The 24,783-nt window shown below is 52.6% G+C and carries 18 protein-coding genes, 3 tRNA genes and 1 pseudogene; 14 read left to right on the top strand and 8 right to left on the bottom strand.

The features are described 5' to 3' along the window. Positions 1-21: 21 nt before the first annotated feature. The 4 genes from pgsA (at position 22) to C3708_RS15605 (ending at position 1,020) form a co-directional block, all read left to right on the top strand. A complete protein-coding gene (gene pgsA, locus C3708_RS15620) occupies positions 22-570 on the top strand; it encodes a CDP-diacylglycerol--glycerol-3-phosphate 3-phosphatidyltransferase (protein WP_095282446.1) in 549 nt (182 codons plus the stop codon). 150 nt (positions 571-720) lie between these two features. Next, a tRNA-Gly gene (locus tag C3708_RS15615) sits at positions 721-796 on the top strand. Between the two features lie 52 nt (positions 797-848). Beyond that, positions 849-922 (top strand) — tRNA-Cys (locus C3708_RS15610). A gap of 12 nt (positions 923-934) precedes the next feature. Continuing rightward, positions 935-1,020 (top strand) — tRNA-Leu (locus C3708_RS15605). Between the two features lie 122 nt (positions 1,021-1,142). On the opposite strand, the gene C3708_RS15600 is transcribed toward C3708_RS15605, so the two are convergent. Continuing rightward, positions 1,143-2,780: a hypothetical protein gene (locus C3708_RS15600; RefSeq protein WP_103949675.1), complete on the bottom strand. Its 1,638-nt coding sequence runs from the start codon at positions 2,778-2,780 to the stop codon at positions 1,143-1,145. Positions 2,781-3,380: 600 nt separating this feature from the next. On the opposite strand from C3708_RS15600, the gene C3708_RS15595 reads away from it, so the two are divergent. The 4 genes from C3708_RS15595 to C3708_RS15580 are packed head-to-tail and all read left to right on the top strand — an operon-like array spanning position 3,381 to position 12,491. Beyond that, positions 3,381-8,660 carry a peroxidase family protein gene (locus tag C3708_RS15595; protein WP_103949674.1) on the top strand — a complete coding sequence of 1,760 codons (5,280 nt, stop codon included), beginning with the start codon at positions 3,381-3,383 and terminating at the stop codon, positions 8,658-8,660. A 59-nt stretch (positions 8,661-8,719) separates the two neighbouring features. Next, entirely contained in the window at positions 8,720-10,462 is a 1,743-nt protein-coding gene (locus tag C3708_RS15590) for a type I secretion system permease/ATPase (protein ID WP_103949673.1), read from the top strand. After that, a complete protein-coding gene (locus C3708_RS15585) occupies positions 10,462-11,775 on the top strand; it encodes an HlyD family type I secretion periplasmic adaptor subunit (RefSeq protein ID WP_103949672.1) in 1,314 nt (437 codons plus the stop codon). Before C3708_RS15590 ends, C3708_RS15585 begins: the two co-directional genes overlap by 1 nt. Positions 11,776-11,822: 47 nt before the next feature. Next, positions 11,823-12,491 (top strand): YecA family protein, encoded by a 669-nt coding sequence (locus tag C3708_RS15580; RefSeq protein ID WP_095282441.1) that lies wholly within the window; start codon positions 11,823-11,825, stop codon positions 12,489-12,491. Positions 12,492-12,572: 81 nt separating this feature from the next. Here C3708_RS15580 and tyrP read toward each other — a convergent pair whose 3' ends face one another. Continuing rightward, positions 12,573-13,784 (bottom strand): tyrosine transporter TyrP, encoded by a 1,212-nt coding sequence (gene tyrP, locus C3708_RS15575; RefSeq protein WP_103949671.1) that lies wholly within the window; start codon positions 13,782-13,784, stop codon positions 12,573-12,575. A 183-nt stretch (positions 13,785-13,967) separates the two neighbouring features. On the opposite strand from tyrP, the gene C3708_RS15570 reads away from it, so the two are divergent. Beyond that, positions 13,968-14,207: a YecH family metal-binding protein gene (locus C3708_RS15570; protein ID WP_103949670.1), complete on the top strand. Its 240-nt coding sequence runs from the start codon at positions 13,968-13,970 to the stop codon at positions 14,205-14,207. A gap of 30 nt (positions 14,208-14,237) precedes the next feature. Here the strand turns inward: C3708_RS15570 and ftnA are convergent, their stop codons facing one another. The 3 genes and pseudogenes from ftnA to C3708_RS15555 form a co-directional block, all read right to left on the bottom strand. Beyond that, positions 14,238-14,735, bottom strand: coding sequence for a non-heme ferritin (gene ftnA, locus C3708_RS15565; protein ID WP_095282438.1), 498 nt, complete (start codon positions 14,733-14,735; stop codon positions 14,238-14,240). A 209-nt stretch (positions 14,736-14,944) separates the two neighbouring features. Beyond that, a pseudogene (gene yecR / locus C3708_RS15560) lies at positions 14,945-15,279 on the bottom strand (YecR family lipoprotein). A gap of 104 nt (positions 15,280-15,383) precedes the next feature. After that, entirely contained in the window at positions 15,384-17,555 is a 2,172-nt protein-coding gene (locus C3708_RS15555; protein WP_103949684.1) for an HD domain-containing phosphohydrolase, read from the bottom strand. A 255-nt stretch (positions 17,556-17,810) separates the two neighbouring features. On the opposite strand from C3708_RS15555, the gene C3708_RS15550 reads away from it, so the two are divergent. Continuing rightward, entirely contained in the window at positions 17,811-18,449 is a 639-nt protein-coding gene (locus tag C3708_RS15550) for an RpiB/LacA/LacB family sugar-phosphate isomerase (protein WP_095282435.1), read from the top strand. Positions 18,450-18,505: 56 nt separating this feature from the next. Here the strand turns inward: C3708_RS15550 and C3708_RS15545 are convergent, their stop codons facing one another. Next, the gene (locus tag C3708_RS15545; protein WP_103949669.1) at positions 18,506-19,927 is read right to left on the bottom strand and encodes an MFS transporter; all 1,422 of its coding nucleotides are present in this window, start codon (positions 19,925-19,927) and stop codon (positions 18,506-18,508) included. Between the two features lie 213 nt (positions 19,928-20,140). On the opposite strand from C3708_RS15545, the gene azuC reads away from it, so the two are divergent. Together azuC and C3708_RS15535 are read left to right on the top strand one after the other, a co-directional pair. After that, on the top strand, positions 20,141-20,224 hold the full coding sequence (gene azuC / locus C3708_RS15540; protein ID WP_014832437.1) for a stress response protein AzuC: 84 nt from the start codon (positions 20,141-20,143) through the stop codon (positions 20,222-20,224). Between the two features lie 108 nt (positions 20,225-20,332). Then, on the top strand, positions 20,333-20,584 hold the full coding sequence (locus C3708_RS15535) for a DUF2766 family protein (RefSeq protein ID WP_095282433.1): 252 nt from the start codon (positions 20,333-20,335) through the stop codon (positions 20,582-20,584). Between the two features lie 134 nt (positions 20,585-20,718). Here C3708_RS15535 and C3708_RS15530 read toward each other — a convergent pair whose 3' ends face one another. Further along, on the bottom strand, positions 20,719-22,062 hold the full coding sequence (locus C3708_RS15530; RefSeq protein WP_095282432.1) for an anaerobic C4-dicarboxylate transporter: 1,344 nt from the start codon (positions 22,060-22,062) through the stop codon (positions 20,719-20,721). Positions 22,063-22,203: 141 nt separating this feature from the next. Beyond that, positions 22,204-22,707, bottom strand: coding sequence for a non-heme ferritin-like protein (locus C3708_RS15525; protein ID WP_103946230.1), 504 nt, complete (start codon positions 22,705-22,707; stop codon positions 22,204-22,206). A gap of 212 nt (positions 22,708-22,919) precedes the next feature. On the opposite strand from C3708_RS15525, the gene C3708_RS15520 reads away from it, so the two are divergent. After that, complete coding sequence (locus C3708_RS15520) at positions 22,920-23,477, top strand: DJ-1 family glyoxalase III (RefSeq protein ID WP_103949668.1); 558 nt, start codon at positions 22,920-22,922, stop codon at positions 23,475-23,477. Positions 23,478-23,793: 316 nt separating this feature from the next. Beyond that, the gene (gene araF, locus C3708_RS15510; protein ID WP_095282430.1) at positions 23,794-24,783 is read left to right on the top strand and encodes an arabinose ABC transporter substrate-binding protein AraF; all 990 of its coding nucleotides are present in this window, start codon (positions 23,794-23,796) and stop codon (positions 24,781-24,783) included.

Here is a 24,783-nt window from a genome sequence, read left to right as displayed (position 1 = left end):
CAACAGACAGTTACCGTCACTATGCGATTTAACATCCCTACGTTGCTCACGCTTTTTCGCGTCGTACTTATCCCGTTCTTTGTGTTGGCTTTTTACATGCCGTTCACGTGGGCTCCTTTCGTATGTGCGCTGATCTTCCTTGTGGCCGCAGTGACGGACTGGTTTGATGGCTATCTGGCGCGACGCTGGAATCAGAGCACGCGCTTCGGTGCATTCCTCGATCCTGTTGCCGATAAAGTCATGGTCGCCATTGCGATGGTGCTGGTGGCAGAGCATTACCACACCTGGTGGGTAACGCTGCCGGCGGCAACGATGATTGGCCGAGAAATTATTATCTCTGCGCTGCGCGAGTGGATGGCTGAGTTGGGCAAACGTAGCAGCGTGGCGGTCTCCTGGATTGGTAAAGTGAAAACTACCGCGCAGATGGCCTCTCTTGTGTGGATGCTGTGGCGTCCGAACGCCTGGGTCGAGTGGGCGGGAATTGGCTTGCTGTGGGTCGCTGCGGTGCTGACGCTGTGGTCAATGCTGCAATACCTCAATGCCTCGCGCGGCGATCTGCTTGATCAGTGATCGTTTCGGCGTAATTTTCAGCAAACGATCCTGGGAAGCAAAAATAACGTTGACTCAAATCGTCATATAAGTAGAATGCAACGCATCGAACGGCGGCACTGCTTGCCGGATGATAATGAAATCAAGTGATTACAAATAGCTTGGTGACATGCGGGAATAGCTCAGTTGGTAGAGCACGACCTTGCCAAGGTCGGGGTCGCGAGTTCGAGTCTCGTTTCCCGCTCCAAATTAAAAAGCATCGGCAGTTGCGGGTGCTGGTCGCAAGACAAAAGATTTAAGGCGCGTTAGCAAAGCGGTTATGTAGCGGATTGCAAATCCGTCTAGTCCGGTTCGACTCCGGAACGCGCCTCCAATTTCTTCCCGAGCCCGGATGGTGGAATCGGTAGACACAAGGGATTTAAAATCCCTCGGCCATAGGCTGTACGAGTTCAAGTCTCGTTCCGGGTACCATGGGAAAACAAGAATAAAATCAATGATAAGCAGTGTCGTGAAACCACCCTCGGGTGGTTTTTTTGTTTTTATACTACGGCAATGTCTTTATTCTTCCTTTCCCATTTCCTCAACCTGCGTGATTAAGAAAGATTCCAGTTCTGTATTTTAAAGCGCAACTGACCGGAAATCCCCGGAGTGGAGGGGCGCAGGACTCCCGTCGTGTCAACGGTGCCGCTGACGACAGGAATGGTGACTTCGCATTCGTGGCCGATCATTTGGTTAGGATTCAACGGAATATCCGCACTGGCAAAGCCGGAATCCTGCCAGGCATATTTGATCTTCCAGGGCGTTGTTTCATCTGCAGGCGGCACGATTTCCAGGATCAGCGAATTGCGGAACAGATAACCGCCTTCAAAATGCTCGTTAAACCAGAAGCGTTTTTCAATTTCATAATCCGGGATTTTAACTCCCAGCATCAGGCTATATGCCAGGGATGGTCGGCTTTTCTTCACCCGCGCACGGCGGGATAAAAACACGCTGGAGAGGTACTGCGACGAATGCTTTTGATCCCGCCACTCTTTCTGCGTCAGACAGGCAACGGAGTCTTCTTCTGCGATACGGCGGGTGAGGGACCAGGGTTTTCCTCTCGGTGATGCGATGGTTTCAATCTGATAAATGGCATCAATTTTCGAGGCATCGTCACCGGCGGCTTTCACTGCTGCTTTAGGAAGACGGATCTCGTCAAGGTCCAGCCAGATATCGACGCGTACGTCGCCAAACAGAAAACGCGACAGATTCTGGAACGCCTCTTCGCTGTTCACAATCCCGAAATAACCTGAATGCGCGCGATAGGCGAATGCCTTAGCACAGGGCGCGCCGATCGTCCCGTCGTCGTTCAATCCGTTTAACGTGGCATTTTCGATTTTGACCAGCCCATCGCTGCCGTTACCGACGAAGGTGCGCGATAACCCTGCGGCAACCTCATAATCCAGGCGATTGGTGCCCACCATAGTGAAAATACGCCCCGAGGCGAGACGTGATTCCGGGATCAAATCGACCCGGTTATACTTAGCGTAAGCTTGCCCAAGCGCAAGATACTCACTCATGCGCTGCTGATTAAAGTTAGTCACGCTACTCTGCCAGGGCAGATCAGGAATATTTATCCCTGCAAAATCAATTCCGTTATGGGGAGTGGCATAGGTAAAGAACTTATCGACGCTTGTCACCATCTTTTCTGGATCGAGAGCGGTATTTTGTAGAAATGCGCGGCACACCAGTCCGCCCATTGAATGGGCAACCAGATAACAGCGGAAATCGGCGGACGTCTGCACGCCGCTGTTGGGGTTGCTGATGAGCAGTCGCTGCACTTTGGCTAACAGCCTAGAAAGGCCCATTGCCGCTTCCTCCATGCTCGGCGTTTTGCCTGTTCCCAGTAGCGTGGACGCGTCGTCATAGTAGCGATATACAATAATGGATTTATCATCCAGCACATTACCGGTAGGTTTTCCCGTCGAGTCAAATTCCCAGCCTTCGTCGGTAAAATCCAGGCCCTGCTCAAAAACGTCGCTGTAGCCAAATTCAGACGCAAGACGAATGACCGGTGATTCGAAAAAGAACTTTCGCGGACGGTCTTTTTGGCTCGCTGAGGCACGCAGCATCGTAGAGCCTAAATTGAAGCCATTAAACGGATCAGCCGTAGTTTCATTTATTTCACGGCGACTCATTGCATAGCCACGGACATATATAATTGGCAGGAAAGGCATTTTAGTATTGGCCATTATCTTTCTCCCCCTATACTTAGTCTGCTATTTTTGTGAATTAAATGCGATTAATTATCATAAAAGCCATAAAGTATTCTTCTGGATTAAGGGTAGTCAGGCATGACAATACTTCAAGAGTCGAAAAGGCGTATTGAAAAATAAAAGTATTCATCAGGAAGTACTAAGAAAAAAGCTTAGTAAAGGGGTGATTGTTTTCAGCAGAAAGTATGATGTCAGGAAAGAAAGGACCCTCCATAGTTATCACCATAACAAAACTGTCATGTTTTATAAAAGGTCCACTGACAGTTAAGTGTCACTAATATATTGCCTTTGTGAAAGCGACAATCTTACAGAGTTATTAATCATTCATTAGCTGAATATATAAACGTTGTGTTTATCCCCGGAAATCCTTTGGGGTAATTAATCTGACAGGATAATTCCACCCCGGCATTCTTCGTTCAGGGTTAAACGTGTTGTACTTAAAACAGTAAACGGATTTCGGTTAAGTAAAGATGTTCAGGCGATTAATTCTTTCTGGTGAGGTTCATTCTTTCTCTGTCGATACCTTAATGCGACAGAGGCGGATGATGATAGCTTATTAATACAGAGGTAATGATTATGGCCACACAATATGACTTTACCGTTACGTTGCACGATCTTGCGTTTATCCTCCAACAGATAAAGATTTCTGAAGCGGCGACTAATCCTGACGGGTCAGTTAATGGCGAGCTTCTGCGGGAGCTGGTCTCCAGCCCGCTGTTACCCTATGGGCTGCGTACCGTGGATGGTTCGTGGAACAATTTGTTGCCCGGTCAGGAGCTTTACGGCTCGGCCGATCAAACCATGCCCCGCTTGATTACGCTGGATCTCAACAATCTGGAAGCGCTGCAAAAATACCTGATCCTCAACCCAAATCAGGTGGTTATGGATGCCGATCCGCGCATCATCAGTAATTTGATTTCTGACCAAACGGCCTCTAACCCGGCCGCACAGGAGGCGCACGACGGGCTTGCTGATGCCCCCGGCGGCGGCACTGTATCAGACAATGGCAGCCTGTCGATCCCCAATTTATCGCCTGATATCGGCTTGTCTCCGGCATTCAATGGCTGGATGACCTTCTTTGGCCAATTCTTTGACCACGGGCTGGACTTGATCCCCAAAGCGGGCAACGGGATTGTGTTTATTCCGCTTATGCCAGACGACCCCTTATACGTCGAAGGTTCCCCGACCAACTTTATGTTGCTCACCCGTGCTGAAGTGAATGCCAACCACGATACCAAGAACACCACTACACCGTTCATCGATCAGAACCAGACCTACACCTCCCATCCTTCCCATCAAATCTTTATTCGTGAATATGTAATGGTTGATGGCAAACCCGAACCGACCGGGCATCTGCTTGAAGGCAGCAACGGCGGGCTGGCGACCTGGGCGGATGTGAAGCATCAGGCTGAAACCTTGCTCGGTATTACGCTCACCGATCAAGATGTGTTCAATGTTCCGCTGCTGGCAACCGATCGCTACGGCAATCTGATTTTAAGCGACAACGGCAAAGTGCAAATCGTCACTGCAAGCGGTCTGGTTGAGGCTAACGGCGGCACGCTGCCATCAGACACCATCCGTACCGGACATGCGTTCCTTGATGATATCGCCCACACCGCTGCGCCTAAAGCAGGTCTGGTTGCAGATGGCGATTCTGATACAGGAAACGCTCAGGCGGGCGGGACCTACGACAACGAACTGCTCGATCGCCACTTTATTACCGGTGACGGACGTGGCAACGAAAACATCGGCCTGACCGCTGTTCACTCCGTATTCCACAGCGAACACAACCGTCTGGTTGAGCAGTACAAAACCACCATCCTTGAAAGCAACGACATTGACCTGATTAACCAATGGCTGCTGCCAAATCATCAGATAACTGAAATTCCTGCGGATACCAGCACCCTGCAATGGAACGGAGAGTATCTGTTCCAGGCGGGGCGTTTCGCCACGGAAATGGAGTACCAGCATCTGGTGTTTGAAGAGTTCGCCCGCGCCGTACAACCGGCGGTTGATCCGTTTGTGTTCTCGAACAGCGCGGACATTAACCCGGCGATTTTTGCCGAGTTTGCCCACGTGGTATATCGCTTTGGCCACTCGATGCTGACGGAAACCGTCGCGCGTACCGATGAGGACATGCAGAGTGATGATATCGGGCTTATCGAAGCGTTTCTGAACCCGGTCGCGTTCCATGAGCTTAACGGACAGACTGTTTCAACCGAGCAGGCGGTGGGGGCAATTGTGCGGGGGATGACCCGTCAGGTGGGTAACGAGATTGATGAGTTTATTACCGATGCGCTGCGTAATAACCTGGTCGGGCTGCCGTTGGATCTCGGCGCGCTGAACCTCGCCCGTGGGCGCGATACGCTCATGCCAACGCTGAACCAGGCGCGGGAACAGTTCTTCGAGTTAACCGGGAACAGTGAGCTCAGGCCGTATACAAGCTGGGGCGATTTTGCGTCGTTCCTGAAAAATCCGGCCTCGATTATCAACTTCATGGCCGCCTATGGTCAGCATGAGTTGATTCTCAACGCCACCACCAATGAAGCACGCCGCGATGCAGTGAACTTCCTGCTTTTTGGTGATGCTGACGATCCTGCCCGTGCCGATGCGCTGGATTTCTTTATGGGAACCGGAGCGTGGGCCACCAAAGAGACGGGGCTCAACAAGGTCGATTTTTGGATTGGCGGGCTGGCCGAGCGCAAAAATGAGTTTGGCGGCATGCTCGGCTCAACCTTTAACTTTGTCTTTGAAACCCAGATGGAAATGCTACAGGACGGCGACCGGTTCTACTATCTGAGCCGCGTGCAGGGCCTGAACTTGCTCAACGAGCTGGAGGGTAACTCGTTCTCGGCACTGGTGATGCGTAACAGTGACCTGGGGGACGCAGGGTCGTCTCACCTGCCAGCCCATTTGTTCCAGACGCCGGACTACACCTTTGAGGTCAACAAAGCGCTGCAAACAGATGTCGACCCTAAATGGGGGAATGCGCTCAAAGATCTGCTCTTCCCGCTTGTGGTACGCCGAGCGGCCGGGGCGGATGTTGACGGAGATGGCGCGGCCGACGGCGCGTATCTGAAATACACAGGGGACGGACATGTAGTGCTTGGCGGTTCGGCAGGGAATGACACGCTTATCGGCGGGAAAGGGATCGACAGTTTGTGGGGTGATGCGGGTGATGACCGCCTGGACGGCGGCGACGAGGCGGACGTGGTTCACGGCGGTGACGGAAACGACATTATTACCGATACCGGGACGCCGATTGGCGGGGCGGATTTCTTGCACGGCGACGCGGGCCACGATGTCATTTTCTCCGGCAACGGTAACGATCTGATCTTCGGCGGCAGCGGAAGTGATTTTATCGTTGTCGGTGAAGATGCGCAGGAAGTCTTTGCCGGACGTGACAATGACTTCGTGCTCGGCGGTTCCGGCGGTGATGCGCTGTTGGGTAACGAAGGGGATGACTGGCTTGAAGGCGGCGACGGATTTGACTCCCTGACCGGTGAAAACTCCGAGCTGTTCTTCAACAGCACCATTATCGGCCACGACGTCCTCAACGGTCAGGGTAACGACACGGACTACGATGGTGAAGCCGGTGACGACATCATGGTTCAGGGGGCGGGCATCCAGCGCAACAACGGCATGGCCGGTTTCGACTGGGCGATCCATAAAGGCGACCCCAACGCGGCCAACTCGGATCTGGGCATTCCAATCTTCGTCAACCAACAGGAGTTCATCCTGCGCGATCGCTTTGACCTGGTGGAAGGGCTGTCAGGCTGGAAGTTTGACGATGTCTTAACCGGCACGGAACAGCCGATCGGGACCGCGCCAGTTCAGGGCGTACCGCTGTCCAATAACCTCACGCAGGAAGGCGTCGACAGGATCGCCGGTTTGCAGAGCATTGTCGGCGGCTCGCGACTGACAGACCCTAACGCGGTGGTGTTTAACCCGGATAATGGCGGTGACATTTTACTCGGCGGCGGCGGTAGCGATCGCATCACCGGTAAATCAGGTAACGACATTATTGATGGTGATGCCTGGCTGAACGTTCGCATCGCGGTTTCCGGTATGCCGGGGTTAACCAGCGCCGACAGTATGAATGAGCTGAAATCGCTCATGCTGGCGGGTACGCTTAAGCCGAATCAGCTTTCCATCGTGCGGGAAATATTGCGTGAGGGTAACGGTTCAGAAACGGATGTGGCTGTCTATCGGGATCTGAGCAGTAACTATCTGTTTAACCGCAATGCGGACGGCAGTCTCACGGTGAACCACGCGACTCCGGCGGCCGGGCTGGCGTTTAACGACGGCGTTGACCGCCTGCTCAATATCGAAAAAGTGGAGTTTGGCAACGGTGAGCAGCTGTGGGTCAAAGCGCAGCAAGCTACCGGGAATCTGTCGATCACCGATGCGACGCCTGAGGTAGGCGACCTGTTGCGCGTGAATCTCACGGATCTTCAGGATGGAAACGGCATCGCGACGAATGCGCCGATTGTACTCACATGGCAGGCGCTGGTGGGCGGGCAATGGCGCGACCAGGCAAGCGGAGAAACCTTCCGCGTACCGGGTGGCATTCTGGGCGCTCCGCTACGCGTTATCGCCAGCTTCACCGACCGGATGGGCGATGCCGAGCGACTGGTATCGACACAAACGGGTGCCGTTCAGGTGCGCGATCAGCCGACAACAGGCGCTCCGGTTATCAGCGATCTCACGCCGACGGAAAGCATCACGCTGACCGCTGTGGTCTCGGGTATTGCTGACAGCGATGGTCTGACCGGCAACAACTTCAGCTACCAGTGGAGAATGAATGCGGGCAATGGATTTGTGAATATCGCCGGCGCGACAGGGGCGACTTACACGCCGGGGCAGGCCATGATCGGACGCACCCTGCAGGTGGTGGTGACGGTGGTGGATGACGAAGGCAACCCGCCAGTGGTGCTGACATCTGCCGCGACCCAACCAATCGGCGATTTGGTGACGGGGACCAACGCGGCGAATACCCTGGTCGGCACAGCATGGAGCGATATTCTCAATGGTGAAGGCGGGAATGACACTCTGCTGGGCCAGGCGGGAGACGATCTCCTCAACGGTGGTGCGGGGAATGACGATCTGAGCGGCGGTCAGGGGCAGGATATTCTGAACGGAGATGCCGGGAACGATGAACTCGATGGCGGTCAGGGCGCGGACATCATGGCCGGTGGCGTAGGTGACGATCTTTATATCGTCGATAACGCCGCAGATGGGGTCACCGAGGGATTGAACGGCGGAACGGATACCGTCCAGACCAATCTTGCGACCTACGTGATGACGGAAAACGTAGAAGTGTTGGTCTTTACCGGACAGGGGAATTTCACGGGGACCGGGAATGCGCTTGCCAATACCATCACTGGCGGTACAGGGAATGACCGGTTGTCTGGAATGGGCGGGAACGACCTGTTGCAGGGCGGGATCGGCAACGACGTGCTCGACGGCGGCGACGGGAACGATAACCTCGTGGGTGCCAACGGGAATGACAACCTGAGCGGAGGGGCAGGTGATGATGTGCTCTCAAGCGGTATCGGAGATGACATTCTCAGCGGCGGCGCAGGAAACGACGCGCTCGACGGGGGAACAGGCGATGACCGGTTCACATTTGCGGCGGGCTTCGGGCGAGATCGCGTTACTGGCTTCGACAGCGATGCGCGCGGTGGACAGGATCTCATGGATATCAGTGGGCTTGGGATCACCGGCGGAAACTTCGGTAGCCGTGTGGCGATTGCCGCCAGCGGAGGCGATGCGGTCATCACCATTGACGGTAACGTGATCACCCTTACGGGCGTCACGGCCAGCACCATCAATGTGTCTGACTTTATCTTATAACTCCTGCTGCTACGGCCATGAAAATGGCCGTAGCTCACCGCGAATATAAGGAGAACGTTATGCCGCGCCAGCAACCGCTTACTGAATTGAATACGGCTTTAAAAGGAACCCGACCGGTGTTTTTCATGTTGCTGTTTTTTAGCAGCACGATCAATATTCTGATGCTGGCCCCGGCAATATATATGCTGCAGGTTTACGATCGGGTGTTGGTCAGTAAAAACACCACCACGCTGTTGATGTTAACGTTGCTTATTATCGGCTTGTATACGGTCATTTCGATGATTGAAGTTGCCCGTTCCAGCGTCATGACGCGCCTCGGCAATCGTCTGGATGTGAAATTAAACCAACTTATTTTTAATGCGACCTTTAAACGTCGTATTGCAACGGGGGATAATAACCCCGCGCAGGCGATTAATGACCTTGCACAAGTTCGCCAGTTTATCTCGGGAAACAGTTTATTTGCGCTGCTCGATATTCCGTGGACACCTTTTTACTTATTCATCGCCTTTCTTGTTCATCCCTTACTCGGATATTTGTCCCTCGGGGGGATCGCTATACTGTTTTCGCTGACGCTGGTCACCGAATTAACCACTAAAAAACCCATCCAGCAGGCCCATGCATTAACGATCTACAATACCAGCAAGCTGAATAAGCAACTGCAAAACTCAGACACCATTGAAGCGATGGGAATGCTGCCAACCCTGAAGCACAACTGGCTTGAGCAGCACAGCAAAGCCCTGGTCATACAGACGCAAATCGCCGATAAAACCGCCGGGCTAAGTAGCCTGAGTCGTTTCGTGCGCATTTTGCTGCAGTCCGTGGCGCTGGGCGCGGGGGCTTTGCTGGTAATTGCCGGTGAAATCACCCCCGGACTGATGATCGCCGCCTCCATTATTCTGGGGCGGGTGCTGAATCCGGTGGAGCAGGTGATTGGCAACTGGAAACAGTTTGTGCAGTTTCGCCACGCCTGGCGCCAGCTTTCTCGTTTGCTGAGCGACTATCCAAGCGAGAAAGAGGTTCTGACGCTGCCCCGTCCAAAAGGCAATATCAGCGTTGAATCTCTGTTTGCCGCGCCGCCGGGGCAAAAAACGCCGGTGCTGCGTAATATCTCTTTTCAGCTCGAACAGGGTGAAGTACTGGGCATTATCGGCCCGTCGGCTTCAGGGAAAACCTCGCTGGCAAAACTGTTAGTCGGTGTCTGGTCACCGCTGTCTGGAAAAGTACGCATCGACGGGGCTGATATTTGCCAGTGGGATAAAGCCCTGTTGGGCCCGGCGATCGGCTATTTGCCGCAGGATGTCGAACTCTTTGACGGCACCATCGCGCAAAATATCGCCCGTTTCACGCAAAATGAGAGTCAACTGGTCGTCGCTGCCGCTACGCTTGCCGGTGTTCACGACATGATTTTGCGACTGCCAGAAGGGTACGACACGCCGCTCGGTGCCAACGGATATCAGCTTTCTGGCGGTCAGCGCCAGCGCATCGGTTTGGCCCGCGCGGTCTACAACAATCCCGCTTTTCTGGTACTCGATGAACCGAACGCCAGTCTGGACGACGCCGGGGAATATGCCCTCATTCAGGCCATCAATACCCTGAGAACCCAGGGGCAAACGGTAGTGATTATTTCTCATCGTCCCACTCTGCTGGGCGTGGTGAACAAAATTCTGTTGCTCAATGAAGGGACCATTCAGGAGTTCGGTACCCGTGAGCAGGTGATCGCCAATCTGCGGCAGGCCAATATTTTGAAACCGGTGGCTACCGCGTCTGCACCGCAAAATGAACCGCAACGCGAGGCACTGTGATGAAAGATAATCATGACAAAACCGTTGATACCAATATCTGGCCGCCGTTGCTGCGGGGCATTCTGGTGATTGTACTTGGCGTGGGCGGATTTTTGCTTTGGGCCGTGCAGGCCCCGCTGGATGCCGGTGTGGTGGCCGATGGGACGGTGACCGTGTCGAGCAATCGTAAAACTATTCAGCATTTGAGCGGCGGGCGAGTCACGGACATTTTTATCAAAGAAGGGGAGCTGGTTAAAAAGGGGCAGGTCCTGGTCCGGCTGGATAAAATCCAGCTCGATATGCGTTACAGCGCCCTAAGTGCGCAATACATCTCCGCGAAAACCATCGAAGACCGGCTGTTGGCAGAGCGAGACGGTATGAAATTTATCGCCTTTAGCGACGCATTATCGACGGCTTTTTCGACCAATAAACGTCTGGCAGAAGTCCGGCGCTTGCAGGAGAAACTCTTCGATACGCGCAAAAAAACTATTCAGGATGAACTGTCGATGATCCAGGAGACGCTGGATGGTCTGGCGGGGCAAACGGAGAATTTGAATAAAATAAAAGGCTACCGGGAACATCAGTTCATCCTGATTAACCGTGAATTAGGCACACTCAGAGCGCTCAGCGCCAAAAACTACTACCCCAAAGCACAACTGTTGGTGCTGGAGCGCGAGGCGGCAGAGATCTCCAGCAGCGTGTCGGAGGATATTCTCAACATCGCCAAACTGAAATCCCAGCAGAACGAATTGAGAATTAAAGCCTATCAGGTGAATCACCAGTTTATTCGTGAGGTTGAGTCTGAGCTAACGGTCAATCAGAAAGATGTTGCGACGCTCGAGGACGAACTGGCATCTACCCGCCATGAACTGGAAAACACCGAGATCCGCTCGCCGATTGACGGTATTGTGCTGGATGTGAAAGTCAGTACAGTCGGCGGCATTATTCAGCCCGGTGAACATTTAATGGATATTGTTGCCGCGAATCAGCCGCTGCAAATCGATGCCAAAATACCGGTACATGCGATAGATAAAATGGTGCCGGGGCTGACGGTGGATGTGATGTTCCCGGCGCTGAATCATGCGCTGCTGCCTTCGGTTCCCGCGCGTGTTTTAACGGTTTCGGCGGACAGGCTGATCGATAAAGTCACCCAGCAACCCTATTATCTGGCGGAAGTCCAGGTTAGCCCACAGGGGGTGCATTTGCTCGGTGACTACAAAATTAAAGCGGGGATGCCGGCCAGCGTGACGATAAAAACCGGGGAGCGTACGCTGATGAGCTATCTGTTTAAACCGCTGATTGCCCGGCTGGAGCTGGCATTTAAAGAGTACTAACCTGAAGTGTGATAAAATCGTTTTCTTTTTTTTCAGGAGTATCAGTAATGACTGAAGGCCCATTAAATGAAAACGAAATGGAGTGGCTGGAAGAGACATTAATCTCTCATGGTCATGACGATGCGTCCGTTCTCGATCTTTCTGAACTCGACGGCATGCTGACCGCAGTGCTGTCGGGTCCTGTTGTGGTGGAACCTGACACCTGGCTGGTGGCTGTATGGGGCGGCGAAAAACATATTCCGCGCTGGAAAAACGATCGTGAAATGAACCGCTTTATCGATCTTTGCTTTAAGCATATGAACGATATCGCCGAGCGTCTGAGCGATTATCCCGATCAGTTTGAACCGATGTTTGGCGAAAACGAGGTCGAAGGTAATACCTACACCGTGGTGGAAGAGTGGTGTTACGGCTACATGCGCGGGATGGCATTGACCGACTGGTCGACCTTACCCGAAGAGCTGAAAGCGGATTTAGCCGTTATCGCCCTGCATGGCAGCGATGAGAACACCGATCGCGTTGAAGAGATGACCGAAGAGGAATACCACGCGAGCGTCGACAGCATTCGCCCGGCGGCAATTCGTTTGTACAACTACTGGCTGGCGAATCCGCAGGAGCCTCTGGCGAAGAAACCGATCGTCAATGGCGTCAAAGTGGGCCGTAACGATCCCTGTCCTTGCGGCAGCGGGAAGAAGTTTAAGAGCTGTTGTTTGCATTAAAAACAGTGCCGGGTGGCGCTGCGCTTACCTGGCCTACAAAAAACCTGTAGGCCCGTGCAAGCGAAGCGCCGCCGGGCGGTTTTAGCCCACTTCGGGCAGTAATCCCGCCACAATCAAAAACTGCACCAAAATCACCCCAATCCCACACGCAAACACCAGGGCTAACAACGGCTTCCCGCCCCACACCCGATAACCCGAATCCGGATGTTGCTGGCGGCTTTTCCATACCAGCAGGGAAGGGAGCAGCAGCGCCAGCACGGCAAGCGCCACGCCCGCGTAACCGAGTGCCATCACAAATCCGCGTGGATAGAACAGCGCGAAGGCCAGCGGAGGAAGGAAGGTGATCAGGCCCGTCTGAATGCGTCCGCCGACGGAGCGATTCCGCTGGAATAGATCCGCCAGATAGTCGAACAGTCCGAGCGCCACGCCCAGGAATGAAGTAGCCAGCGCCAGATCGGCAAACAGATGCACCGCCAGCTCAACGTGCGGCGACGCAACCACTTCACGCAACGCCTGTAAAAATCCGTTCAGACCCGAGTGATCGGCCATCAGGCCTATAAAGGTCGAGGAGCCAATGCTGCCCAGCGTCACCAGCTGCCAGAAAATATAAGCAATCAGCGGAATGGCGCTGCCGATAACAAATACGCGGCGCAGTTTGCGAATATCGCCATTCATGTAGCTGACGATACTCGGCACGCTGCCGTGGAAACCGAACGAGGTAAAAATCACTGGAATGGCTGAAAGCGCCAGCCCCTGCTGGAGCGGTAAGGTCAGCAAATTGACTTTGTGGACGTGCGGGGCGAGTAATGCCAGCATCACCACCAGGAAAATAATCTTGGCAGTGAACAGAAAACGGTTAAACAGATCGACCAGAGAAGTGCCAACGCACACTACGCCACCGCCGATCAGGGTAAAGAAAATCACCCCGGTGGCCGGGGAGATATTTGTGCCAAACCAGTCGTTGACGCTGGAGGCAATCAGTTCACCCGCGCCGCTCATGTACGCCGCTGTCAGGGCATACATCAGGAACATCATGCTAAAACCCGTTATCCACTGGCCGTAGCGACCAAGATAGCGTGCCGCCAGCGAACCGAGGCCCGTATCTGCCGGGACGTGCTGATACACTTCCAGCAGCAGTAAGGCGGTGTAACACATCAGCGCCCACAGGCATCCCAATAGCAGCAGCGTAACGCTAAATCCCACGCCTGCTGCGGCTAACGGCATTGCCAGCATTCCTGCGCCAATCGTCGTGCCTGCGACGATAAAAATACTTCCCAGAGTTCTGTTCTTCACGCTTTCCTCTACTACAACCGCCAATGGCAACCTAATCTGCGGCGCAGAGTAAGACAAAAGCTCAATCTCGTCAAATCCCCGTTACAAGCAGTGTAATGATATTTTTACAGGGTTAAACCTGAGCCAGCGCAAGGCAGCGATACACATTCGCGTTTAGGCTGTCACTTTCACTTCGGAGGATTTATGGCGTCGATTCACGGACACGATGTGCTCAACATGATGATTGAGTCGGGTGAGCAGTACGGCGAGGAGAGCCTGGTTCAGGCCATTGATTCACGCTTTGGCAGTCATGCGCGTTTTCATACTTGTTCAGCGGAGAATATGACGGCGGCGGAGCTGGTGGCATTTCTGGCGGCGCGCGGGAAATTTGTTCCGCTGGAAGAGGGGTTTTCAACGCACGAAAGTAAAATCTGTCGGCATTAAAAAAAGGGAGCCGGAAGGCTCCCATAAACTTTATTTTTGCGTGTCGAGAGTCGACAACTCTTTATCAATAAAGTACAGACCTTCGCCTGATTTACCCGCCAGTGATAATTTATCGAGAACGGATTTAAACAGTTTCTCTTCTTCGTGCTGTTCTGCAACATACCATTGCAGGAAATTAAAGGTTGGATAATCCTGACCGATCATTGCCGCGTGAGTCAGCTCGTTAATCTTCTGAGTGATCAGCTGCTCGTGCTCATAGGTCGCGCGGAACAGTTCATCCAGAGAGGTGTACTCAGCAAAAGGAGACGCGACCGGGTTGATGCGCGGCAGGCTGCCGGTATCCGCGAGATAATCGAACAGGCGCTGCATGTGCGTCATCTCTTCCTGAGCATGGCGGCGCAGGAAAGCGGCAGCACCTTCAAAGCTGTGGTAGCTGCACCAGGCACTCATTTGTTGATAAAGCAGGGATGAAAAAAGCTCAAGGTTCATTTGTTCGTTGAGCTTATCAATCATTTCAGTTTTCAGCATAGCGCAGCTCCAGGAAATTATTTATTTTGTCAGTCAGGGCGTCACTATAATTTGTTATTTAAATATTTGCAAAAGGTAAAATAATTATATTATTTATTAAAAATACGAATGGGAATAAAACGCATTGGCAGTAGTTGATATATTAATGAGAATTGTTCTGGTTCTTATTTTAATGAGCTGCCAGCACTATTCTGGCAGCCCTACCCTTATTACCAGGTTTGCGTAGCGGCGGGATTAACCGCATAGCCATGCATTTGTACTGGATAGTCACCGTTTCGTTAAGGCACACCGAACCGCTGAACAGACTGCAGGTTTTAATCGGCTGGCCATAGAAAGAGGCGGTCGCGAAGCCCATGCTTTGACACTCGCGCGTGGCCGTCCCGTTGGTGACATAGTCATCGTAACGGGCATTTTGAAAAATCGCCTGGCCGTAATCCAGTCGGACAACACCGTTTGGCGCATCGGCATTGCTCACCTGCGCCTGACGGGTGACCGTGCAGCCCGCGAGGAGCAGAACTAAACCGGCAACGAATAATCTCTTCATATTTCGCTCTGATTTAATGGGAATACACCATTTTACCGTCCGATCAGTCGAACAATGCCAGGAATAGCCGGATGAATTTCCCTTTCTCTTAACAACGATATGATTTAGTCAGCGAGACTGTCGAAGATCGTGCAGAACTTCAAATGATGCTGACGGAACAAGGCGATAAGCTGCGGATCGAAATGTTTCCCGGCACCCTCAAAGATAACCTCACATGCCAGCTCATGAGTAAACCCCGGCTTATAAACGCGTTTTTGCCTCAGCGCATCGTACACGTCCGCCAGCGCCAGGATGCGCGCCTCAAGCGGAATGTTTTCCCCGCGAAGCCCTTCGGGATAACCACTTCCATCCCATTTTTCATGATGGAAGTGGATAATGTTTTCTGCCACCGGACCCAAACCCAGACCCTGAATGATCATATAGCCTTTGGTGGTGTGTAGTTTCATTTCGTTGAATTCTTGCGCGGTCAACGGCCCTTGCTTACGCAAAATGCGCTCGGGTACAGCAATTTTCCCGACGTCGTGCAGCGAGGCAAAATGTTCTATTTCAGCGATCATTTTGCGCGATAGATCCAGTTCACGGGCCATCATCCCGCAGTATTTCGCCACGCGCTGAATATGGCTCCCGGTTTCATCATCGTGCGCGCGGTTTACTTTCTCCAGGGCCTGGACGATGTTGCGGTTCACCAGCCGGTTTTCTTTCATATGACGACGCATCATTACCAGCATTCCGATGCTGAAAAGCGCGGTGATGAGCAAAATTACGCTGATGACCTTGAGAGTATTTTTGGTCAGTGCGGGGAAAAAGTCCCGCGTTTCGTGGCGCTCCAACTGCGTGCGGAAACTGGACAGGCGATTCACCTGAGTCAGCAAGTGATACATGGGATTATCGGGTTGAACCCAGGGACCGATAATCACTTCGCTGCGCGTCACGCCCGCCACTTTCAGTACGCCGCGAAAAAGCTCATTGCCGCGAAGTGTCGATTCCAGTGAGCTCAAATCTCCCAAAATATAGTCAATTTTATTGTTCTCAATCGCATCAATAAGGCCGTTAACGCTGTGTCGGGTGACGATCACCACATCGCTGCCAAATCGCTCCTGGAGATAGCGTGCCGAGAACGATCCCGCCAGCACGCCAACGCGCTGGCTGCGGATGCTCTCTTCATCCCACAAAAAGGGTTGCTTGATACGGTTGTAATAGACGTTATGCCAGGCAACGTCGGGGCCGATTCGCCCGGCGGCGTGATCAAGGTCTGTTTTCTCTGCGACGTCCACCAGGCGCACCGGCCAGCGCTGCTGCGCCAGCTCCTCGGCATAGTTATCGACAAAATGGACATCCACCTCCATGCCTAGCAGCTCGCGCATGTCATGGATCATGTTGATGGCGGTTCCCTGATAGCCTCGATCGTCTTTCCAGATTATCGGCGCGAAATTCTCATTTTTAGGCAGCCAGATTTGCAGACGATTATTCGCAAGCCAGGTACGTTCTTCTTTCGAGAGGGTAATGCGGCTGAGCAGATACTGTCGTTTACTCTCTTCCAGCGCTTTACGTATCTCCCCGCTGCGATACCACTCGCCGATAAAAGCGTTCACTTTTTCGCGCAGATCCTTCAATTCTGGGCTGAATGCCAGCACCACCGGAATGCGCAGTTCAGGGAAGGGCCTGGAGATAAGATAATAACGCTGGGTATTTTCCATTTCGCTGGCGTCATTAATGTAGAAATCTGCCTGGTGTTCGCCGAGCAGCCGAAAGGCTTCTTCACTGCTGGCGACCAGTCGTAGCGAGCGGAATTTCAGATCCGGGTAGCGCTTTTGCACGCTTTCCAGCGTAGCGTCGTTCTGGCGAAACAAGACTCTGGCATGAGAGAGTTCGTCGGCCGTATTGACCGACATGGTCGGACTGGCGACAACCACTTCGTTATTAAAAAGCTGCGATGAGAGGATTTTGGTGCGCGCACGGGCTTCGGTTCGCAGGACACCGGCATAGACGCCGTATCTGTCGTCATTAAAACGCTGGCCGATTTCAGGACCGGAAATCGGCTGGAGCTGTAAGTGAATATCTAATTTTTGGTTGATGGCGCGAACCAGTTCCGGGTAAAAACCCTGTAACTCACCCTGCGGCGTGCGCCAGAATTCGAAGCTGTCGGCATCGTAAATCCAGACAGGAATAACATGTGATTCGGGTGTCGGTTGTGCACAAGCCGCTCGTGCCCAGACCAGGGCTGTGAGGATTGCTATCAAGAAAAACGATGTGATGCGAGGCGTCCGGCGGCGCATATTCACAGTGGTTCCCCAGAGAATTTTTATTGTCTTTTAAAAAGCAGTCTAGCTAACTGCTGGATTCGTGAGTAGAGATTTCTTAACTTTATGCAATAGCTCGCCATTTCCTTCTCTTTACCTGAATTTGTGAGGCGGCTTTCGTTTTTTAAAACATTTTTTCAGTTAATTTGAAAGTGTGTTTGTTAGATAGTAAGGTTGGGTGGATTAGCTATCTGTAGCGGCAAAAACCGCAACGCATTCAGGAGATGAAGAATGAAAATTGCACTGATGATGGAAAACAGCCAGGCTGGCAAAAACTCCACTATCCTCAACGAATTAAAAACCGTCGTCGATGAGAAGGGATTCCCGGTCTATAACGTCGGGATGAGTGACGAGAACGATCACCATCTGACCTATATTCACCTGGGCATCATGGCCAGCATCCTGTTAAATTCTAAAGCTGTCGACTTCGTCGTGACGGGTTGCGGGACCGGGCAAGGCGCGTTGATGTCCCTGAACATCCATCCGGGCGTGATCTGCGGCTACTGTATCGACCCGGCAGATGCGTTCCTGTTTGCGCAAATCAACAACGGTAACGCGCTGTCTCTGCCGTTCGCAAAAGGCTTCGGCTGGGGCGCGGAGTTGAACGTACGCTTTATCTTCGAAAAAGCGTTCACTGGCCGCAAAGGTGAAGGCTATCCACCAGAGCGTAAAGAGCCGCAGGTACGTAACGCCGGTATTCTGAACCAGGTGAAAGCCGCCGTGGTGAAAGACAACTATCTGGATACCCTGCGCGCCATCGATCCTGAACTGGTGAAAACCGCGGTGTCCGGCCAGCGTTTCCAGCAGTGCTTCTTCGAAAACTGTCAGGACAAAGAGATCGAAGCCTTTGTTCGCGGTATCGTCGGTTAATCCGTCATTCGAATATGCCGGGTGGCGCTTCGCTTACCCGGCCTACTAAACCTGTTTCATTGTCTATTCGACACTGCACTTCCCGCGTCTTTTGTGAGTCGCAAGGTATCAAACATCCCCACCAGACAAATCAGCGCGATGGCGACAAAGGCCAGACGGAAGCTGATTCCTGGTACATTCCCCATTCCCAGAACCGCCCCCAGTGTTTCCCCGATACGAATACCAATCGCTCCGAGCGTGATCCCAAGCCCGACAGCCAGCTGCGTCGCGGTGGAAAACAACGTATTGGCGTAGCTCATTTGCGCCGAAGGCACATCCGAAAATGCCAGAGTGCTAACGGCAGTAAACTGAATCGAACGGAACACGCCACCCAGATAAAGGATGAGCATAATCAGCCAGACCGGCGTTTGTGGGGTGATAAACGCGCAGGCCAGCAGCGACAGGACGTTTAACGCACCATTCATCAGCAATAGTTTTCTGAATCCGAGACTGCGAATCAGCGGCGTGGTCGCCGGTTTAATCGTCAGATTGCCGACAAATACCGCCAGCACCAACAGGCCGGAGTGAAAAGCGTCCATCCCGAATCCGACCTGGAACATCAGCGGCAGCAGGAAAGGGACCGCGCTAATGGAGGCCCGGAACAGGGAACCGCCGTACATCGTCACGCGAAATGTCGGAACCTGCATGGCGTCGAGGCGAATCATCGGCCACTGGGCTCGCTGAAAATGGCGCAGGGCATAAATGAGTGTTGCCGCGCCCACGGCCAACAGGCAGAGAGTGAGAACTAATCCTTCGGACTGTTGCGCACCCATTAACTCCATAGCATAAACCAGGCTTACCATCGCAACGGTGGTGGCGATAAAACCGGGTGTATCGAACGGTCGACGCGTGTCTTCGTGCAGATCGGGAATAATTCGCAGTGCCAGAATTATCGCCACTATCCCGAGCGGCACATTAATGAAGAAGATCCAGCGCCAGTCGGCATAACTGGTGATAAATCCTCCGAGCGGCGGGCCAATAATCGGCGCAACCAGCGCGGGCCAGGTAAGGGTCGCGATAGCGGTGATAAGCTGATGCTTGGGCGTGGTACGCAGCACGGCGAGCCTGCCTACCGGGACCATCAGCGCGCCACCCATACCCTGAAGCACGCGCATGGCGACAAACTGATCGACTGTGGTGGACAGGCCACACAGAACGGAAGCCAGCGTAAAAATTGCCAGCGCCACAGCGAACACCCTGCGTGCGCCAAAACGATCGGCAATCCAGCCGCTGGCGGGGATCAATACCGCCAGCGTAATCAGGTAGGCGCTGATACCGATATTCAAATCGACGGCCTGCACGGCAAAACTTTTTGCCATATCCGGAAGCGCGGTGGCAATGACGGTGCCGTCGAGAAACTCCATAAAGAACGCCCCGGCAACCAGCAGCGCCGCAGGCGACAAGCCGCGACTCTCTTTCCCGGTGATGTTTTCGGTCATCTTTACCCTGCCATATCAAAAAATTTTATAAAAATTTACTGGAACTTATAAGTTCCTAACCTGTGGATTTGCCGTGATTTTTTATAACAACTTGGCAGCATTGTTGGTTTTATAACCGTGATGCACATCACATAACCATTGATTTTTGTGATGCTGGTCATATTATATGCGCATAGACAATAACACCTGCATAACACATTACCGGAGCATAAAATGAAACTGCGCAAAATCCTGAAAAGCATGTGGGCAAACTACTGCAATACGTTCAAAGACGTACCACCAGGCGCAATGTTCTGATGAAAAAAACCTGCTTCGGCAGGTTTTTTTGTGCCTGCGGTCGACGAGAGGGAAGATGAAAGGGCACTCATTTTGTTACTATGGCGCTCTTTATTGAAGGAGCTTCCTATGTCTCAAAATCTGAGCGCCGATCAGGAACTGGTATCTGACGTCGTCGCGTGCCAGTTGGTCATCAAACAAATCCTGGATGTGTTAGACGTTATCACCCCGACCGAAGTGCGGGAAAAAATGTCCACCCAACTGAAAAACATCGATTTCACCAGCCATCCTGCTGCGGCGGATCCCGTCACGCTTCGCGCCATTCAAAAAGCCATTGCGCTTATCGAACTCAAGTTCACACCGCAGGGTGAGTCACACTAAAATAAACCGATGTTTTGAATTTTGAAACAGGTTTTTGCCGGGTGGCGCTTCGCTTACCCGGCCTACAAAACCCCGTAGGCCCGTGCAAACGAAGTGCCGCCGGGCGTCTTTGACTGGCAGCACGCTGTTCGCGATTAGAAGAAGGTTTGCACCAGCAGATAGCTGGCGGCACAGGCGCAGCTCACGCCGATCAGCCCCGGCAGAATAAAGCTGTGGTTGATAATAAACTTGCCGATTTTGGTCGTACCGGAGCGGTCAAAGCCAATACAGGCCAGATCGCTTGGATAAGTCGGCAGGACGAAATAGCCGTAAGAGGCCGGGAAGAATGCGATTAACATTTTCGGCTCGATGCCCAGCATCAGTCCCATCGGCGCGACGGCGGTGAGCGCTGCGGCCTGGCTGTTCACCAGTTTGGAGACCAGGAACAGTACGATGGCATAGGTCCACGGATGGCTTTTCACCACGCCCTCCAGCGCCATTTTCAGCTCGTCGAGATGCGCCTGGAAAAAGGTATCGCTCATCCACGCGACGCCGAACACCGAGAAAATCGCCACCATCCCGGCTTTAAATACCGCGCCGTTCGAAATGGCGGAGGCATTGACCTTACAGGCAATCAGCATCACGGCCCCGGCAATCAGCATCATCATCTGAATCACCAGGTTCATCGACAACGCCGTCATTTTACCTTTAATTTCGAAGGCAGGTCGTAAATCGGGCAGGGCACCCAGCAGAACCACCACGGCGATCCCGGCGAAGAAAATCCATGTTGACCAGTACGCCTGCTTCGGAAAGCGCTGATTCATTAGCGTTTCGGTGCTGCCGTAAATAAATTCGCGCTGTTTTGGGTCGGTTAATTTCTCCTGAAACTCAGCGTCATCAGCCAGATCTTTCCCGCGACGCAGGCTCCAGAGCGCGGCGATCATCACGCCAAACAGCGAGGCGGGAACCGAAACGGCCAGAATCTCAAGGATGCCCCACGCCTGACCTACACCGTGCTGAGCGCCAATGATCGACACCAGCGACACCACGGCGACAGAGACCGGAGAGGCGGTAATTGCCATCTGCGAAGCGATGGAAGCAACGGCCATTGGGCGTTCCGGACGAATTCCTTTTTTCAGCGCGATATCAGCGATGATCGGAAACATGGTGTAAACCACGTGCCCGGTGCCACACAGAAACGTCAACATCCAGGTAGTGAAAGGTGCGAGGAGAGTAATGTGCTGCGGATGCTTGCGCAGTAAACGCTCAGCAAACTGCATCATCACGTTCAAACCGCCTGCAGTCTGTAACGTGGCGGCACAACCAATCACCGCGAGAATAGTCAGCATCACATCAACCGGCGGTTTGCCGGGCTGTAAGCCGAATACAAAGCTTAAAATGAACAGGCCGATACCGCTTATCAGCCCAAGACCCATCCCGCCAAACCGTGTTCCCACCAGCAGGCAGAGAATAATGACAATAAACTCAATGGTTATCATGAAGCTCCCTCGTCAATCAAAGTGAAATGAATTAAATCATTTCACTTTGTAAGGGTATTGGCTGGGAGCCAGATCAGATTTGTTAAATTTCAATAAAAGCAGAGACTTGGTAACTATTAATTAACAATTACGGAAAAGGGATCAGTGATGCTGATAATTCACCACGTTGAGCAGATGCTGATCGGTCTGCTCCATACACAGCCCGGCGCGTTTTGCGCTGCGCACCTCATCCAGAATGGTTTTCAATAACAATCCATCCTGCTGCTGCTCTTTCCCCATGTCGTGCAAGAAATCCAGAATAGTGTCGTCCTTTAGGGCCTTCGCTTCACCGGCTAAGGAATTGAGCATACTCAGGCGCTGCTCATACTCGTCGAGGGTTTTTTGGAACAATTCTTCCAGCGATGAATAAGACTCTTCGGATATCACGCGGGCTTTAACAATCGGATTTGCACCGACTTGTTTCATAAATTCGAACACCCGCATCATTTGGGTAATATTGCTTTGTGCCTGGGTGCGCAGGAAGGTGGCGGTGCCATTGAGGCTGTGCTCTGAACACCAGTCGCTCAAGTGTAAATAGAGATTTGACGCGTTGAATTCGAGATTCATCTGGGTGTTGAGCTTTTGAATCATTCCTGAGGTCGTCATTATAATATCCTTATTTCTGAACGGGATGATTACTAACAGAATAAAGCCGTTCAGCATCATCTTAATGTGACCGGCTATCCATTTCCCCTCATTAAAAAAGAATAACGCCATCATTTCGCCTTTCTAAGGAACTGTGATCCACGCACAGGTTTGACTTATGACATCTTGTAAAATGAAACGATGTTTTATCTATTTTATGCGTGGAGATCATAATGGCAAAGGTTGCAGTGTTATTGGCACCAGGATTTGAAGAAGCGGAAGCAATTATCACGATTGATATCCTGCGACGGATGCAGATTGAGGTCGAGACGTTGGCCTGCGCGGAGTCTCGCGCGGTAGTGAGTTATCATAATATTCCGATGGTGGCAGACGGGACGCTAACGGAGCGTGCAGATACCCTGTATGACGCAGTCGTTCTGCCGGGCGGGCCGCAGGGGAGTGTGAATCTGGCCGCCAGCAAGGAAGTGATTACTTTTGTGAAAGCCCACGATGATGCCGGAAAACTCATCTGTCCGATCTGCTCTGCCGCTGCCCGTGTGCTGGGCGGAAATGGCCTGCTGAAAGGCCGTCGCTACGTCTGTTCCGGGGAACTGTGGGAAACGGTCAAAGACGGAGAATATGTTGATGCGCCGGTCGTGGAAGACCAAAATCTGCTCAGCGGCAAAGGTCTGGGGCATGCCTTTGATTTTGCCCTGACGCTCTCGGCACGTTTGCTGGGAGATGAAGCTCCGGTGCGTGACCACGCCGATCACATTTACTACGCCTGGTAATTTTTCTGTCGGGCGCTACGGCGCCCGTCTTACAGGGACATGTTAGCTAACCTCATGGATAATTCTGCTTAAACCCTCACTATTTGTCCGACAATACCCCTCATTTTTATGTCATTTATCGCTGAATCTATGTACGCAATTACTGTAATTCTGCGGTGTGATGGCGCTCTCTTATGGATGATTAATTTCCCGCTAAAACTATCTCCAGCACTATCGCTTATTACAGGTTTAGCGCTAATGCCTTGTTTTAAGTCCGATTAAATAGAAAGCACGACAATATACCCTACATAAAAGAATGCTAATGCTGGAGTTAACCATGCACAAATTTACTAAAACGCTGGCGGCCATCGGCCTGGCTGCCGTTATGTCACAATCCGCTATGGCAGAGAATTTAAAACTCGGTTTCCTGGTCAAACAGCCAGAAGAACCCTGGTTCCAGACTGAATGGAAATTTGCCGATAAAGCCGGGAAAGATCTGGGCTTTGACGTCATTAAAATTGCCGTTCCCGACGGTGAAAAAACCTTAAACGCCATCGATAGCCTCGCAGCCAGCGGTGCGAAAGGATTTGTGATTTGTACGCCGGACCCAAAACTCGGATCGGCGATCGTGGCGAAAGCGCGTGGCTACGGCATGAAGGTGATTGCGGTTGACGATCAGTTCGTCAACGCCAAAGGCAAGCCGATGGACACCGTGCCGCTGGTGATGATGGCGGCCACCAAAATCGGTGAACGTCAGGGCCAGGAACTCTATAAAGAGATGCAAAAACGCGGCTGGGATGTGAAAGAGAGTGCGGTGATGGCTATCACCGCGGATGAGTTGGATACCGCTCGCCGCCGCACCTCCGGTTCGATGGAAGCGTTGAAAGCCGCCGGTTTCCCGGAAAAGCAGATCTATAAAGTGCCTACCAAATCGAACGATATCCCGGGTGCATTTGATGCCGCCAACTCGATGCTGGTTCAGCATCCGGAAGTGAAACACTGGCTGGTGGTCGGCATGAACGATAACACCGTGCTGGGCGGCGTTCGTGCAACCGAAGGCCAGGGCTTTAAAGCACCTGATGTTATTGGCATCGGCATTAACGGTGTGGATGCGGTGAGTGAACTGTCCAAAGCGCAGGCGACCGGCTTCTACGGATCGCTCCTGCCAAGCCCGGATGTTCATGGCTATAAATCCAGCGAAATGCTCTATAACTGGGTCACCAAAGACGCCGAGCCACCGAAATTCACTGAAGTCACCGACGTGGTGCTGATCACCCGCGACAACTTCAAAGAGGAGCTGGCGAAAAAAGGGCTGGGCGGTAAGTAA

The sequence above is a fragment of the Lelliottia sp. 7254-16 genome (assembly GCF_002922995.1).
In the GTDB taxonomy this organism is placed as follows: Bacteria; Pseudomonadota; Gammaproteobacteria; order Enterobacterales; family Enterobacteriaceae; genus Enterobacter; species Enterobacter jeotgali.
The sequence above is the reverse complement of the archived record's forward strand: the minus strand, read 5'-3'. Positions and strand labels throughout refer to the sequence as shown.